Consider the following 15448-nt stretch of genomic DNA (forward strand, 5'->3'; position numbering starts at 1 on the left):
CTGGTGCTTCCTCACTGCTGGTGCTGCTGTCTGGTGCTGCTGTCCGGTACCGGTGTTCGGGTGGCCGGTGGTCAGGTGGCCGGTGCTGCCGGGGTCACTGCGCCCCGACGACCCACTCGGCGTAGAAGAGTCCGAGGCCCAGGGCCACGAACAGTCCCGCGATGATCCAGAACCGGATGACGATGGTGACCTCGTTCCACCCGAGCAGCTCGAAGTGGTGCTGCAGCGGCGCCATCCGGAAGACGCGTTTGCCGGTCATCTTGAAGGACCCGACCTGGATGATGACGGACAGCGTGATCGTGACGAACAGGCCGCCCAGGATGATGATGAGCAGCTCGGTGCGGGTCGTGATCGCGAGGCCGGCGAGCGCGCCACCGAGGGCCAGCGAACCGGTGTCCCCCATGAAGATCTTGGCGGGTGAGGCGTTCCACCACAGGAAGCCGAAGCAGGCACCCATGCAGGCCGCGGCGACGACCGCCAGGTCGCGGGAGTCGCGGACCTCGTAGCACTTGAGGCCGGGCGTGATCTGGCAGTTCTGGTTGCCCTGCCAGATGCCGATGAGGACGTATGCCGCGAACACCATCACCGACGCACCGGTGGCGAGTCCGTCGAGGCCGTCGGTGAGGTTCACGCCGTTGGACGTGCCGGCGATCATCAGGTTGGCCCAGATGACGAACAGGATCAGCCCGACGAGGGTCCCCGCGAACGCGAGGTTGACGGGGGTGTCACGGACGAACGAGATGTACGTCGACGCCGGCGTCCGGTGCTTGCTGTTGGGGAACTGCAGGGCCAGGACCGCGAACACGACCGCCACGAGGGTCTGCCCGGCGAGCTTCTCGCGCGACCGCAGGCCGAGGCTGCGCTGTTTGGAGATCTTGATGTAGTCGTCGAGGAACCCGACCAGCCCCAGGCCGGCCATGAGGAACAGCACCAGCACGCCGCTCCACGTCACCGGGGTGCCCGTGACGAGGTGCGCCAGCGCGTAGGCCGCGATCGCCGACCCGATGATCACCGCGCCACCCATGGTGGGCGTGCCGCGCTTGGTGTGGTGCGAGGTCGGGCCGTCGTCGCGGATGAACTGGCCGTAGCCCTGCTTGACCAGGTACTTGATGAACATCGGCGTGCCGAACAGGGCGCCCACGAGGGAGACGACGGCAGCGATCAGGACCGCCTTCACGTCGCGTCCTCCTCGCTGGTCTGGGCACCCTGCGGGCCGGCCTCGGGGGCGCCGAGGGCAGCCACCTTGTCTCCGAGCCACCGTAGTCCGGCGTCACGGCTCGACTTGAACAACACGACGTCACCGGGGCGACAATTCTCGACGAGCAGGTCGTACGCCGCGTCGGCGTCGGGCACCCAGACCGCCTCCTCGCCCCACGACCCCTCGTGCTGCGCGCCGCTGGCCATCGGCCGGGCGACGTCGCCGACGACGACCAGCCGGGAGATGTTGAGCCGCACGGCGAGCCGGCCGATGGCGTCGTGCTCGGTGGTGGACTCCTCCCCCAGCTCGAGCATCGAGCCGAGCACGGCCCAGGTGCGACGCTCGCGGCCCTGCGCGTCGCGGCCCATCGCGGCGAGCGCCTTGAGGGCCGCGCGCATCGAGCCGGGGTTGGCGTTGTACGCGTCGTTGACCACCGTGACGCCGTCGGGTCGTTCGACGACCTCCATCCGCCAGCGCGAGGCCGGGGTGGCCGAGGCCAGTGCCTCGACGACCGACTCCAGGGGCAGCCCGCACTCGAGCGCGGCGGCGACGACGGCCAGGGCGTTGCCGACGTGGTGCTCGCCGTGCAGCGGCAACGTCACCGGCGCCTCGCCGGCGGGCGTGAGCAGTCGGAAGGTGGGTCGACCGGAGGCGTCGAGCACGATGTCCTCGGCGCGGATGGTGGCGTCCGGGGCGGTCCCGACGAGCTGCACCCGGGCAACGGTCCGGCCGGCCATCGCGCGGACGACCGCGTCGTCGGCGTTGAGCACCGCGAGCCCGTCGTCGGGCAGGGCGGCGACCAGCTCGGCCTTGGCCACGGCGATCGCCTCACGGGAGCCGAACTCCCCCACGTGGGCGGTGCCGACGTTGAGCTCGATCCCGATCCGGGGCGGGGCGATCGTCGTGAGGTACTCGATGTGCCCGATCCCCCGGGCGCCCATCTCCACGACGAGGTAGCGGGTCTGCGGCGTGACGCGGAAGACCGTGAGCGGGACACCGACCTCGGAGTTGAGCGAACCCACCGGGGCGACGGTCGGCGCCACGGACGACAGGACGCTCGCCAGGAGGTCCTTGGTCGACGTCTTGCCGGACGACCCCGTGATGCCGATGACGGTGAGGTCGGGGTGGCGGTCGACGACGGCGCGGGCCAGGGAGGCCAACCCCGCCTGGATGTCGCCGACGACGACGCACGGGAGCTCGTCCACCTCGCGGGTGGTCATGGCGGCGACGGCGCCGAGCGCCGCTGCCGGGCCGACGAACTGGTGGCCGTCCATCTGCTCGCCGACGCGGGCGATGTAGAGGCCACCGGTTCCCGCTTCCCGGGAGTCGGTGACGACGGGGCCGTCGACGACGAGGCGCGCCGCCTCGTCCTCCGGTATGCCGTGGAGCCGCCCACCGGTGATGGTGGCGATCTCCGCCAGGGACAACGGGATCACTGCGTACCTCTCGTGCCGGTGGCGACGGCGCGCAGGGCGCGGGCCACCTCTTCGCGGTCGTCGAATGGGTGGATGGTGCCGGCGACGTCCTGGCCGGTCTCGTGGCCCTTGCCCACGACGGCGACCACGCTGCCGGGCCCCCGGTCGTGCGCGGCCCGGACGGCCTGCTCGATGGCAGCGGCCCGTCCGTCGACGTCGTGCAGGTCGTCGGTGCCGCCGGCCGAGGCGGCCTCACGCGCGCCGGCGAGCACGGCGGCGCGGATCACCGCGGGGTCCTCGGAGCGCGGGTTGTCGTCCGTGACCACGACCACGTCGGCACCGAGGGCCGCTGCCCGCCCCATCGCGGCCCGCTTGCCGCGGTCGCGGTCGCCACCGGCGCCGAGGACGACGACGAGGGCACCGGAGGTCTGCGGCCGCAGGGCCTTGAGCGCCGCGGCGACCGCATCGGGGGTGTGGGCGTAGTCCACGACGACCAGCGGCAGCGACGGGTCGTCGGCGGCCCCGGCACCCCCCGTGCCCTCGGGCAGCGACACCTTCTCCATCCGGCCGGGCACGTGCGGGTCGCTGCGCAGGGCGCGCTCGACCTCCTCCGCCGCCGACCCCGAGTCGAGCAGGGCGAGGGCGGCCATCGCGGTGTTGACCCGGTTGAAGTCCCCCGGCAGGGCCGAGCGCAGCCGCAGGGTGGTGGTGCCGTCCGACAACGTGAAGTCCGCCGGGTCGTGCCCGGACGAGGTGTCGGCGGCCGTCACGAGGTGCCAGTCGGCGTCGACGTCCGGCAACGAGGTCATCGTCGTGACGGGCACGGTGGCGATCGTCGCGAGCTCGCGTCCCCACTCGTCGTCCACGCAGACGATCCCGCGCCGTGCCCGTTCCGGGGTGAACAGCGAGGCCTTGGCGAGGAAGTAGTCCCGCATCGTCGGGTGGAAGTCGAGGTGGTCCTGCGAGAGGTTGGTGAACAACGCCACGTCGTAGACGACGCCGTCGACCCGGTGCTGGGTCAGGGCGTGGCTCGACACCTCCATCACGCAGGAGTCGACCGACCGCTCCCGCATCACCGCCAGCAGGGCGTGCAGGACGGTGGCCTCGGGGGTCGTCCGCATGCTGCGCAGCCGCTCCTCACCGATGCGGGTCTCGACCGTGCCGATCAGGCCGGTGGTCTGGCCCAGGGCGGTGAGTGCGGAGTCCATCAGGTAGGCGGTGGTCGTCTTGCCGTTGGTGCCGGTCACGCCGTAGAGCCGCAACCCGAGGTCCGCCGTGCCGTAGAGCGTCCGGGCGACGGCGCCGACGACGCTGCGGGGTCCTTCGACGACGACGGTCGGGACGTCCAGCCCGTCGGCCGCGAGCACCGCGACCCCCGCCGCGTCCGTCAGGACGGCGACGGCACCGGCCTCCAGCGCCCCGGCGGCATACCGGGCACCGTGGGCGTTGGCACCGGGGAGGGCGGCGTAGAGGTCGCCGGGCACGACGTCCTGGGAGGCGAGGGTGACCCCGGTCACGACGACGTCCTCACCGCTGACGGTGCCCCCGACGAGGGTGGCCACGGCAGAGATCGGGGTGGCGTGCAGGGACGCCGGACGGGGGGAAGGCACGGACAGCGAGCCTACCGTCAGGGCCGTGACCGGGCTGCGTCAGAGCCCCGGTCCCGCAGCACCGTGGCGTCGGACGGGTCGGGGGTCTGGTCGGCCTTGACCTTCACCGTCGGCGACTTCGTGCCGGTCGGCGGGATCTGGAGCTCCTGGAGGGCGTAGGTCATGACGTCCTTGAACACCGGACCCGCGACGACACCGCCGAAGTAGCCCTTGATCGGGCGCTGCAGCGTCACGGCGACGACGATCTCGGGGTCGTCGGCGGGGGCGAAGCCGATGAAGCTCGCCGTCTTGCCCGAGTAGCCACCCACCTTGGCGTCGTACCGGTCGGCCGTACCCGTCTTGCCCGCGACGCGGTAGCCGGGGATCTTCGCCTCGGGGGCGGTCCCCTCCTTGCCGACGACGCCCTCGAGCATGTCGCGGACCTTCTTCGCGGTCTCCGCGGAGACCACCTTGACGCCCTTGGCCTTCGGGACCGGCGTGAACGTGCCGTGCCCGTCGCTCGTGGCAGCGACGATCCGCGGCGGGATGCGGACCCCGTCGTTGGCGATGGTCTGGAAGACGCCGGCGGCCTGGAGGGCGTTGACGGACAGGCCCTGGCCGAAGAGCACGGTGTAGCGCTGCGAGCCACTCCAGTCCTTGTAGTCGGTCAGCAAGCCGGGGCCCTCACCCGGGAAGCCCATGCCCGAGGTCGACCCGAGGCCGAACTTCTTGAAGTAGGAGTACATCGTCGAGGCCTTGACCTTCTCCCCGGCGAGGATGGTGCCGATGTTGCTGGACTGGGCCAGCACGCCCGCGAAGGTGAGGTACTCCGTCGGGTGGTCGTGGCTGTCCTTGAACTCCGTGCCGGAGCGGTGGATCCGGTTGGGGACCTCGACCACCTCCGACGGGGTCACGGCCCCCTCCTCGAGCGCCGCCGCCGCCGTGATGACCTTGCCCGTCGAGCCGGGCTCGTAGACGTCGTTGAACGCCTTGTTGGTCCAGTTCTCCGGGTCCTGACCCGGCTGGTTCGGGTCGAACGTCGGGTAGGACGCGACCGCGAGCAGCTCACCCGTCTTGACGTTCTGCACGACGACCGTGCCGGACAGCGCCTTGGTCTCGATCACCTTCTGCGCCACCGCGTTCTGCGCGAACCACTGCAGGTCGGAGTCGATGGTGAGCTTGACGTCCTTGCCGGGGACCGGCTCGGTGGTCTCGGACCGGGCGTTCGGGATGGCGCGGCCGTCCTGGGACTGCTCGAAGATCGTCCGACCGGCCTTGCCCTTGAGCGTGGAGTTCATCAGCACCTCGAGCCCACCACCGGCGGAGCCGTCGGACTGCACGAAGCCCACGAGGGACGCGGCCGCGGTCGACGTCGGGTAGTTGCGGTCCGAGGTCGCCTCGGAGTAGATGCCGTTGATGCCGAGCTCGGAGATCTTGCGCCAGTTCAGGGGCGTGACGTTCTTGGCCAGCACGCGGTAGCGCGAGGTGCCGGTCAGCTCGGTGACGAGCTGGTCGACGGGCACCCCGAGCAGCGGGGAGAGGTCCTGAGCGGCCCCGGCGACGCCGACGGTGGCGCGGACGCCGTTGACCGACTTGATGTACTTCGGCACGGCGGTCTGGTCGACCGTGACCGTCCGGCGCTCGATGCTCGAGGCGAGGATGGTGCCGTTGCGGTCGACGATGCTCCCGCGCATGGCAGGCAGGGCCACCGTGGCCGTGCGGTTGGTCTGGGCGTCGGCCGAGACCGCCGAGGCGTCGAACCCCTGCAGCCGCAGCAGCTGGGCCCCGAAGATGCTGAAGACGAACAGGATCGCCACCGTCATCGACCGCATCCGTCGACGGGGGTTCGACCCGTCCAGGCTGACCGAGCGGCCCAGGGGGCGACGCGGCGGCGAGGCGGGGCGCTGGGGTGCCACCGGGCGCTTGCGGGGCACCGGGCGACCGGGGACCCCCTCGGACCGGGCGCGGGTGCCGCCCGCTGCGGGACGGCCGGCCTTGGTCGAGGTCGCCCGCTCCTTGCCCGCGGCGGCGCCGGGTGCCGGACGTCGACGGGGTGCTTCACCGTTCGCAGGACGAGGGCGCGGGGCTCCGGGGCGAGTGCCTCGGGTCTGCGTCACTGGGTACCTCGTGTCTGGGTCAGGGCTTGATCAGGGTCTGGTCGGGGCTTCGATCGGGGCTTCGATCAGGGCTTCGGGGCGGCGGGCGTCGGCGTCGTGGTCGCCTTCTTCGCCGGGGTGGTGGTGCTGGTGCTGGTGGTCGTCTTCGTCTTCGCGTCGACGCTGGTCACCGTCGTGACGAGCGACCCGTCCGGCTTGGTGACCTTCTCGGTCGTCGTCGTCACGTCCCCCTTCGTGCTGACGGTGGTCTTCGGCCCCGTGCTCTTCGCCGCGGCGGACGATGCGGACGTCGCCTCCGGAGCCGTGACCACGGTAAAGCCGGCCTGCTTCTTGGCCGGGCTCGCCACGCCGAGGACCTTCCCGTCGCTGAGGCGCAGGAACGCGGCCGAGTCGGCCGGCACCATCCCCAGCTTGGCGGCCCGCGCCGCGAGGTTGGCCGGGCTGCGCTGGGCGTCGATCGCCTGGGTGAGGGCCTGCTGGGTGTCGGTGAGCTCACCGGAGGTCGCCTGGAGACGGTGCAGGGTGAACGACCCCTCCGCCATGGCGGTGTTGAGCATGAGGAGGGCGACCAGGCCGGCCACGAGCAGGGTCATGCACAGCGCCGCGAACACGCCGTTGCCCGGCTGGCCGATCGCCGCCGGCACGACCCGCAGCGGCTGGGGCGACACCTGCCGCCGCAGTGGTGCCCGAGATGCGACCCTCGCCGTCGCAGTCTGCTGGCTCATCGGTGGGTTCCCTTCGTTGCAGTGGAAAGTCGGGTGCGTTCGGCGGCCCGCAGGCGCACCGAGGCAGATCGGGGGTTGGCGGCCTGCTCGTCGGCGGGCGCCTCCTCGGCGCCACGCGTGAGCAGCCGCAGGTATGCCGCGTGCTCGGGGAGCTCGACGGGCAGGCCCTCCGGGCTGCTCCCCTTGGCTCCCTGCGCCAGCACGCGCTTGGTGATGCGGTCCTCGAGCGAGTGGTAGGACAGGACGGCGACCCGGCCGCCGACGCCGAGGGCGTCGATGACGCGCGGCAGCGCCCGGGCCCAGACGGACAGCTCGGCGTTGACCTCGATGCGCAGCGCCTGGAAGGTCCGCTTGCCGGGGTGTCCCCCGCTCTTCTGGGAGGCGGCGGGCACGGCCTTCTTGAGGAGGTCGACGAGGCGGCCGGACGTGGTGAACGGCTCCGTCTCGCGCTCGCGCACGATGGCGCCGGCCACCTTCCTGGCGAACCGCTCCTCGCCGAACTCGCGCAGGATGCCCTCGAGGTCGGCCGCCGAGTAGGTGTTGAGCACCTCGGCCGCTGTGATCCCGGTGGACTGGTCCATCCGCATGTCGAGCGGCGCGTCCTGGCTGTAGGAGAACCCGCGGTCGGTCTCGTCGAGCTGCAACGAGGAGACACCGAGGTCGTAGAGGCTGGCGTCGACGTGGGTGACCCCGGCCTCGGCCAGCGCTCTCGGCACCTCGTCGTAGACGGCGTGGACGAACGTGGTGCGGCCGGCGAAGCGGTCGAGGCGTTCCGCGGCGAGCGCGAGGGCCTCCCGGTCGCGGTCGATGCCGACGACGCGGGCCTGCGGGCAGGACTCGAGGATCGCCTCGGCGTGGCCGCCCATGCCGAGGGTGCCGTCGAGGTAGACGGCACCGGGCTGGGTGAGGGCGGGGGCGAGCAGCTCGACGATGCGGTCGCGCAGGACGGGAATGTGCCGGTCGGCGGCCATTCCTCGTGAGTTCATCGCGCTGCTCCTGCTCGGGTCCTGCTCGGGTCCTGCTTGGGGTGGTGTCCGGGTCCTGCTGGGGTGGTGCCGGTGGTGCTGGGTGGGGCGGTGCGCCCGGTCCTGCTCTGGTGGACCCTGCGGTCAGGTCCCCATCCGCTCCGTGCGGCCCGGGACGGGGGAAGTCGTCCCGGGATGTGAAGCGGCTGGAGACCTGGCTGCAGGGGCCGCGGGCACGAGTGCCCGGCGGGTGCGTCACAGCAGGCCCGGGATCACCTCCTCGGACTGGTCGGCGAAGCCCTGCTCGGTGCTCTCGAGGTAGGCGTTCCAGGCGTCGGTGTCCCAGACCTCGACCCGCGACCCGGCGCCGATGACGGTGCAGTCGCGGGTCAGGCCGGCGTAGGCGCGCAGGGTGGCGGGGATGGTCACGCGACCCTGCTTGTCGGGGACCTCGTCCGAGGCCCCGGAGAGGAAGACGCGGGTGAAGTCACGGACGGCCTTGCTGGTCGTCGGCGCCGACTGCATCTGCTCGGTGACGCGGACGAACTCCTGCATGGGGAAGACGTAGAGGCAGCGCTCCTGGCCCCGGGTGACGACCAGCCCGCTGGCCATCCGCTCACGGAACTTCGCGGGCAGGAACAGCCGGCCCTTCTCGTCGAGGCGGGGGCTGTGCGTCCCGAGGAACACGGTGCACCCCTCCCCTCACTGCGACCACAGGACCCCACGGCCCTCTTGTTTCCCCCACTTTACTCCACCGTCACCCCCACAGGTACCCACTTCCGCACGTTTTCCTCATCCTTTCGGCCGTTTCTGCAGGTCAGACTGGTGGTGGAAAGTGGTGCGCCGTGACGGTCCCGGACCACCTGATTGGCCCGTCGTCGCGGCTTTCGGCGACGAATGACCGGTGAGTGGAACCTCGGGGACGATCCGGGCACCGAAACGGGGGCCCGGGCGTTCCCGAACCAGCCCCGTGAGGTCACGAGACGGCATACCTGCTGTCCCGGTGGGGCAATGTGGGGAAAGATCGGGACCATCCGCAGGGCGCAACGTGGCGCCGACGGAATCGACGGAAGGACAGCCTGTGCAGGGTGGGTACGAGGACCAGGGCGGGGGCCCCCACGGGTCGATGGGCGGTTCCGCAGGGAACCAGCTCGGCACCGGCGGGCGGCAGGGAGCGGGCAGCTCACCCGCCACCGGACCGGAGAGCCTGCTGTCGTTCCCGGCCGGCTCCCCCGCATCGCTGAGCCAGGTGACCGAGGTGGCCGGGCGGCTCGCGCGGGCCATGAACTCGGTCATCGAGGGCAAGCCGGACGTGGTGCACACGGCGATCACCGTGCTGCTCGCCGAGGGGCACCTTCTCCTCGAGGACGTGCCGGGCGTCGGCAAGACGATGCTGGCCAAGACGCTGGCGAAGACCATCGACTGCTCGGTGCGGCGCGTGCAGTTCACCCCCGACCTGCTGCCCAGCGACATCACCGGTGTCAGCGTCTTCAACCAGGACGTGCGCGACTTCGAGTTCCGGCCGGGGGCGATCTTCGCCAATGTCGTGGTGGGTGACGAGATCAACCGCGCCTCCCCGAAGACCCAGTCCGCCCTGCTCGAGTCGATGGAGGAGGGCCAGGTCACCGTCGACGGCCAGACCTACGACCTGCCGAAGCCGTTCATCGTCATGGCGACGCAGAACCCCATCGAGATGGAGGGCACCTATCCCCTCCCCGAGGCCCAGCGCGACCGGTTCATGGCCCGCATCTCCATGGGCTACCCGTCCTCGCGGGCCGAGGTCGCCATGCTCGACAGCCACGGGCAGGTCTCGCCGCTGGAGACCCTCACCCCGGTCACCGACGCCGCGACGATCACCGCCATGGTCAGGGCGGTCCGCTCGGTGTTCACCAGCGACGCCATCAAGCAGTACGTCGTGGACCTCTCGTCGGCCACCCGGTCCAGCTCGGCCCTGCGGCTGGGCGCCTCACCGCGCGCGACGCTGCACATGCTGCGCGCGGCCCGGGCCCACGCCGCCCTCGAGGGTCGGGACCACGTGCTGCCCGACGACGTCCAGGCCATCGTCGTCCACGTCCTGGCGCACCGCGTCATCCCCACGGGCGAGACCCAGCTCGCCCGCCGGAGCACCGCCGAGGTCCTCCAGGACCTGATGCGGCGGGTGCCGGTCCCTGCGGCCGGCCGCTGAGGCTGCGCCGTGCGCAGACTTCGCGACCTCCTCACCACCCGCGGGCGGGCGTTCGTCGCGGCGGGAATCACGTTGGTGCTGTGCGGGATCGGGCTCGGGTTCACCGACCTGACCCGGATCGGCGTGCTGCTCGTCGCGCTCCCCCTGCTGAGCGGGCTGCTCATGCGACGGCACGACCTGCGGTTCGCGCTCGAGCGCACCGCGGTGCCCGGACGCATCCAGGTCGACGAGCAGTCGGTGGTCACCCTCGGCATCGAGAACGCCGGTGGCGCCGCGAGCCCGTTGCTCATGGCCGAGGAACAGCTCGACTACGCCCTCGGTGACCGACCGCGGTTCGTCGTCCCGCGCCTTCGTCGTGGTGACCGGCAGGAGATCCACTACACGGTGCGCTCCCACGTCCGGGGACGTCACCGCCTGGGTCCGCTCGGCGTCCGCCTCCGCGACCCGTTCGGGCTCAGCACCCGGGTCGCAGCGATCTCCGGTGCCAGTGACGTGCTCGTGCTGCCCCGCATCCTCCCCCTGGGCGGCGGGCTCCCGCCGGGCAGCGGTGTCGGTGCCGAGGGCGCCATACCCCACATGGTCGCCCTCCACGGCGAGGACGACGTCTCGATCCGGTCCTACCGTGACGGCGACGACCTGCGCCGCATCCACTGGCCGGCCACGGCCAAGACCGGTGAGCTCATGGTGCGCCAGGAGGACCGTCCGGCGCGCCGTCGTGCGGCGATCGTCCTCGACTCGCGCTCCCGCGGCCACCACGGGTCCGGCAGCTCGGGGTCGTTCGAGTACGCCGTGACCGCGTGCGCCTCGATCGCGGTCCACCTCCTCGACCAGGGGTATGCCGTGCACCTCGTCAGCGACGAGACCGCCGACGACAGCCGCGCCGCCACGGCGATGGAGGTCGACCCGCTGCTGGACGTCCTGGCCATGGCCGAGCCCGGCTCGGAGGACCAGTTCGCCGACGTGCTCCAGTCCGCCCACCCCGTCACCGCGTCCGGTGGCCTGGTCCTGGCCGTCGTGACCGACCTCGACGAGGAGGTGGCCCGCCAGGTCGCCTCGCTGCGCCAGCCGGGCGGCACCGCGCTGGCCATCGTGCTCGACCCGCACGGGTTCGGGGCGTCGCGGCGCCGACCCGGCGCTGCTTCCGAGCTCGCCTGCGTCCCGGTCCTGCGGGGCGCCGGGTGGGGGGTGGCGGTCGTGGGTTCCGGTGACGACCTCGCCTCCGTCTGGGGTGTCCTGTCCGGTGGGTCGGCGAGGGTGGGCGTCGCATGAGCCGCGGACGCGTTCCCGAGTCCCTGCTCGCCGGGGCGGCCTCCGCCGTCGTCGCCTGGCCGATCACGACGCTCTTCACCCCCAACACGTGGGTCCGGCCCACGCTCGCCGTGATCCTCGTGGTCGTGCTGACGGGCATCGCCGCCCGGATGCTCACGACGTCGTGGGTCCTCGTCGCACTCTCCCAGCTCGCCGGCATCGTCCTGGTCGCCAGCTGGCTCCACGGCCGCGGGCACCTCTGGTACGGCCTGCCCACGCCCGACATGGTCCTGGCGTTCAACAACCTGCTCGTGGACGCCCGGCTCACGGTGCAGAACTACGCAGCCCCCGCGCCCACCAACCGCGGCGTCACCCTCGGCATCGGCCTGGCCATCGGTGTGGCTGCCGTCATCGTCGACCACCTCGCCGTCATGCGGCGCTCCCCGGCGATGGCCGGCCTCCCCCTGCTCACCGCCTTCCTCATCTCGGCCTCCAACTCCGGCGAGTCGCTCAACCCGATGTACTTCGTCGCCGCCGGAGGCGTCTGGCTGCTGATGCTCGGTCGCCAGGGCATCTCCTCGTTGCGCCGGTGGAGCACCACGACCCCGATGAGCACGACCGGCCGCCGCTCCTCCGAGGACCACGACGGCGCCTACGGGTATGCCGCGGTGGGACGCACGCTGGCCGTGGCCGGCCTCGTCACCGCGGTCGCGCTCCCCGTCGTGATCCCCCACTTCCCCACGCGCTACCTCATCGACGGCCTGGGGCGGTCGAGCGACGCCGCCGGGTTCAGCGACGGCCAGATCGGCCTCAAGACGACCCTCGACCTCCAGCGCAGCCTCGGGAACCCGTCCAAGGCCCCGGTCCTGTCGTACACGACCAACGCCCCGATCCTCACGCCGCTGCGCGTCGGGGTGCTGGTCAACTACGCCAACGACGAGTGGCGACCCGACGACGCGGACGTGCGGTACACGCGCCGCCCCGACCTGCAGCTCCCGCCCGAGCTCGACGACAGCGTCCCGCGCGAGACCTACCGGATCTCGGTCGACGAGTCCCGCATCGAGGCACCCCAGATCGCGGCACCCACCCCGCTGGTCTCCGGTGACCTCGACGGCGTCGCGTGGGGCCTGGACCGCCAGACCTCCGTCGCGAGCGTCAACCGGACGGCCAGCTCGTACAGCTTCACCTACCTGGCCCTCAACCCCAGCGCGCAGACCCTCGACCAGGGCGTGCAGGGTGCGACCGGCGCGTTGCTGCCGCCCGAGCTGCAGGTCGACCCCGAGTCCGAGCCACTGGTGCGCGACCTCGTGGCCAAGGTCGTGCCCGAGGGCGCCAGCCGGATCGAGGCGGCCCGGGCGATCCAGAGCTACCTGCGGACCGGGGGCGGCTTCACCTACTCCCTCACCCTCCCCAAGACCGTGACCAACGAGTTCGGACAGTCCGAGGCGCCCGACCCGATCTCGTTGTTCCTGCGCAGCAAGGTCGGCTACTGCGTGCAGTTCGCCACCGCGATGGTGATGATGGCGCGCGAGAGCGGGATCCCTGCCCGCATGGCCATCGGCTTCCTGCCCGGGACGGCCGACCGCGGCACGTACACCGTGCGCGCCTCGGACGCGCACGCGTGGCCCGAGCTGTTCTTCGAGGGGGTCGGGTGGCTGCGCTTCGAACCCACGCCCTCGGGTACGCAGAACACCGTCGCACCGCCCTACTCGCTGGCTCCCACCACCCCCGACCCCACCAACCCCTCGTCGACGGCGAGCGGCAGCAGCTCGGTGTCGTCCAACACCCGGGTCGACGGCGCCAACGACCCCGGCGCCCAGGACCCGACGTCCACCTCGGGGTCCAACAGCGACAGCTCGTCGTTCCTCGGACAGCAGACCCGGACGGTGCTGCTGTGGGTGCTCCTCGCCCTGGTGGCCGGGATCCTCGGATCGCTGGCCGTGCCGCTGGCCGCACGCTCGCGGCTGCGCCGACGGCTCAAGGACGCCCCCGACGAGGCAACCCGGGTGGAGATCGAGTGGCAGGCCATGGTCGAACGCCTCGGCGACCTCGGCGTCATCCCGCCGCGGGGGAGCACCCCGCGGCAGGCCGGTCGGTTCTACCAGCGCGAGGCCTACCTCGAGGGTGAGCAGACCCAGGCGCTGCGCCGGGTCGTGGACGGCGTGGAACGGTCCCGGTACGCGCCCCCGGGCACGACGGTGACCGACGTGCGGCCCGACACCCACGAGGTCGTCAAGGCCGTCTCCGGGGTGCGCCGCCGCAAGGACCGGCTGCGGGCCGCGTGGTGGCCGAGCGAGGGCCTGCTCGAGTGGCGCGAGCGCCGCGAACGCGCCGCCCGGGTGGCGCGCACGCCGTGGGACCGCTGGCAGGAACGCCGCGCCGAGCGCCGGGCCGAAGCCCGGGGCGGCCGCAGCTAGGACCAGCGGCGGCCGCCGGAGCCCCGTGACGGACTCCCCCCTGCCTGCGGCGGGCGCTCAGGACCTCAGCTGGGACATCTGCAGCCAGCAGGACCAGTCGGCAGCGCTCGAACCCCACGCCTTCGCCGTGGTCGGGTAGGCCACCCAGCCCCCTCCCCGGCCGTACCTGGTCACCAGCGCGCGGCAGCCGGCGTCGGCGACCTTCTTCGCCGCGGCCTTCCCGGGAAACGCCCCGGTCGGCTTCTTGTGCTCCCCGAGCCAGACCCACTGCGCGGACCCCAGCTCGCACTTCTCCGGGCTGAACGCCTTGGCCGTGTGCGTCTGCGCGCACCGGCCCAGGAGGCTGGGAAGAGGGTTGGCCTTGCCCGTGAGCCGGCCGTTGAGGGAGCCGACCGTCCGGCTCAGTGTCTTGTGGTCCGGGGCCAGCCCGACCACGGCCACGCACGCGGTCCACCGGGCCCCTGCCGCGATCTGCTCCCGGGTGGGGAAGCGCCACGTCCGCAGGACCCCCAGCGGGACGGCACCGGAGTACCCGACCCAGGGGCGCAGGTTGGGACAGACCGCGTTCGGGTCGAGGCGCCCGAGCTGGGTGCGGTCCGCCGGGTCGGTCAGACCAGGTGGCAGCCCGACCACGGCGTAGACCTGGCCCTCGTGGGGAGTCCCGCAGTCGACCGCCGCAGCCTGAGCGAGATCGCTCACCGAGCTCATCTGCAGGCAGGCGTTGAGTGCCGGGGCCGGTGCCGGCGTCGGTGTCGGCGTCGTCCCGCCCCCCGTGCTGCTCGAGCACCCGGTCAGCCCCAGGACGCCGAGCACCACCACCAGCGCCAGCCCTCGCTGCGATCGCCGCATGTGATCCCCCGCCCCTCCGGTCGCCATGTCCTAGCGGATCACCACGGTGGGGACGCAGGCAATGACCCGATGTGACTAGGGGCCGAGGTGACCAGGGGCCGAGGTGACCACGGGCCGGGGTGACCACCCGACGCACGGTGGGACGCAGAAAGGTCAGGCGCCCCGTGGGGCGCCTGACCTTTCGAGGCCGAGCCGACGCCGGCGTCGGCGGCGGGTCTGCTCAGTCCAGGTAGTCGCGCAGGACCTGGGACCGGCTCGGGTGACGCAGCTTGCTCATCGTCTTGGACTCGATCTGGCGGATCCGCTCGCGGGTCACGCCGTAGACCTTGCCGATCTCGTCGAGCGTCTTGGGCTGGCCGTCGGTCAGGCCGAAGCGCATCGAGACCACTCCGGCCTCGCGCTCGGAGAGCGTGTCCAGCACCGAGTGCAGCTGCTCCTGCAGGAGCGTGAAGCTCACGGCGTCGGCCGGGACGACCGCCTCGGAGTCCTCGATGAGGTCACCGAACTCGCTGTCACCGTCCTCGCCGAGCGGCGTGTGCAGGGAGATGGGCTCGCGGCCGTACTTCTGGACCTCGACGACCTTCTCCGGGGTCATGTCGAGCTCCTTGGCGAGCTCCTCCGGGGTGGGCTCGCGCCCGAGGTCCTGGAGCATCTGGCGCTGCACGCGCGCCAGCTTGTTGATGACCTCGACCATGTGGACCGGGATGCGGATGGTGCGCGCCTGGTCGGCCATGGCGCGG

General features: G+C 72.0%; 12 protein-coding genes. 3 read left to right on the plus strand and 9 right to left on the minus strand.

Features of this window, described 5'->3' with window-relative positions; all coding sequences use genetic code 11:
- Positions 1-94 precede the first annotated feature (94 nt).
- From mraY to mraZ, 7 genes are all read right to left on the minus strand, one after another.
- Positions 95-1177, minus strand: coding sequence for a phospho-N-acetylmuramoyl-pentapeptide-transferase (gene mraY / locus ASD62_RS04650; RefSeq protein ID WP_056914959.1), 1083 nt, complete (start codon positions 1175-1177; stop codon positions 95-97).
- The gene (gene murF, locus ASD62_RS04655) at positions 1174-2634 is read right to left on the minus strand and encodes a UDP-N-acetylmuramoyl-tripeptide--D-alanyl-D-alanine ligase (protein WP_056914960.1); all 1461 of its coding nucleotides are present in this window, start codon (positions 2632-2634) and stop codon (positions 1174-1176) included. Before murF ends, mraY begins: the two co-directional genes overlap by 4 nt.
- Entirely contained in the window at positions 2631-4223 is a 1593-nt protein-coding gene (locus tag ASD62_RS04660) for a UDP-N-acetylmuramoyl-L-alanyl-D-glutamate--2,6-diaminopimelate ligase (protein ID WP_056914961.1), read from the minus strand. The genes murF and ASD62_RS04660 overlap by 4 nt, the downstream gene beginning before the upstream one ends.
- Positions 4224-4240: 17 nt before the next feature.
- A complete protein-coding gene (locus tag ASD62_RS04665) occupies positions 4241-6025 on the minus strand; it encodes a penicillin-binding protein 2 (protein WP_235530627.1) in 1785 nt (594 codons plus the stop codon).
- Positions 6026-6384: 359 nt separating this feature from the next.
- The gene (locus tag ASD62_RS04670) at positions 6385-7044 is read right to left on the minus strand and encodes a hypothetical protein (protein WP_157581330.1); all 660 of its coding nucleotides are present in this window, start codon (positions 7042-7044) and stop codon (positions 6385-6387) included.
- A complete protein-coding gene (rsmH, locus tag ASD62_RS04675) occupies positions 7041-8030 on the minus strand; it encodes a 16S rRNA (cytosine(1402)-N(4))-methyltransferase RsmH (protein ID WP_056914964.1) in 990 nt (329 codons plus the stop codon). The genes ASD62_RS04670 and rsmH overlap by 4 nt, the downstream gene beginning before the upstream one ends.
- 234 nt (positions 8031-8264) lie before the next feature.
- Positions 8265-8696 (minus strand): division/cell wall cluster transcriptional repressor MraZ, encoded by a 432-nt coding sequence (mraZ, locus tag ASD62_RS04680; protein ID WP_056914965.1) that lies wholly within the window; start codon positions 8694-8696, stop codon positions 8265-8267.
- Between the two features lie 394 nt (positions 8697-9090).
- Here mraZ and ASD62_RS04685 point away from each other — a divergent pair, with 394 nt between their 5' ends.
- The 3 genes from ASD62_RS04685 to ASD62_RS04695 are packed head-to-tail and all read left to right on the plus strand — an operon-like array spanning position 9091 to position 13859.
- Positions 9091-10194, plus strand: coding sequence for a MoxR family ATPase (locus ASD62_RS04685; RefSeq protein ID WP_235530628.1), 1104 nt, complete (start codon positions 9091-9093; stop codon positions 10192-10194).
- A gap of 9 nt (positions 10195-10203) precedes the next feature.
- Positions 10204-11463, plus strand: a complete 1260-nt coding sequence (locus ASD62_RS04690; protein WP_056914966.1) for a DUF58 domain-containing protein — start codon at positions 10204-10206, stop codon at positions 11461-11463.
- Complete coding sequence (locus ASD62_RS04695) at positions 11460-13859, plus strand: DUF3488 and transglutaminase-like domain-containing protein (RefSeq protein ID WP_056914967.1); 2400 nt, start codon at positions 11460-11462, stop codon at positions 13857-13859. The genes ASD62_RS04690 and ASD62_RS04695 overlap by 4 nt, the downstream gene beginning before the upstream one ends.
- Before the next feature lie 57 nt (positions 13860-13916).
- Here the strand turns inward: ASD62_RS04695 and ASD62_RS04700 are convergent, their stop codons facing one another.
- Positions 13917-14708 (minus strand): septum formation family protein, encoded by a 792-nt coding sequence (locus tag ASD62_RS04700; protein ID WP_056914968.1) that lies wholly within the window; start codon positions 14706-14708, stop codon positions 13917-13919.
- A gap of 220 nt (positions 14709-14928) precedes the next feature.
- On the minus strand, positions 14929-15448 hold a 520-nt coding region (locus ASD62_RS20565), incomplete at its 5' end, for a sigma-70 domain-containing protein (RefSeq protein WP_304438287.1).

Origin of the sequence: Phycicoccus sp. Root563, assembly GCF_001427915.1 — a bacterium.
Taxonomy (GTDB): Bacteria; Actinomycetota; Actinomycetes; order Actinomycetales; family Dermatophilaceae; genus Pedococcus.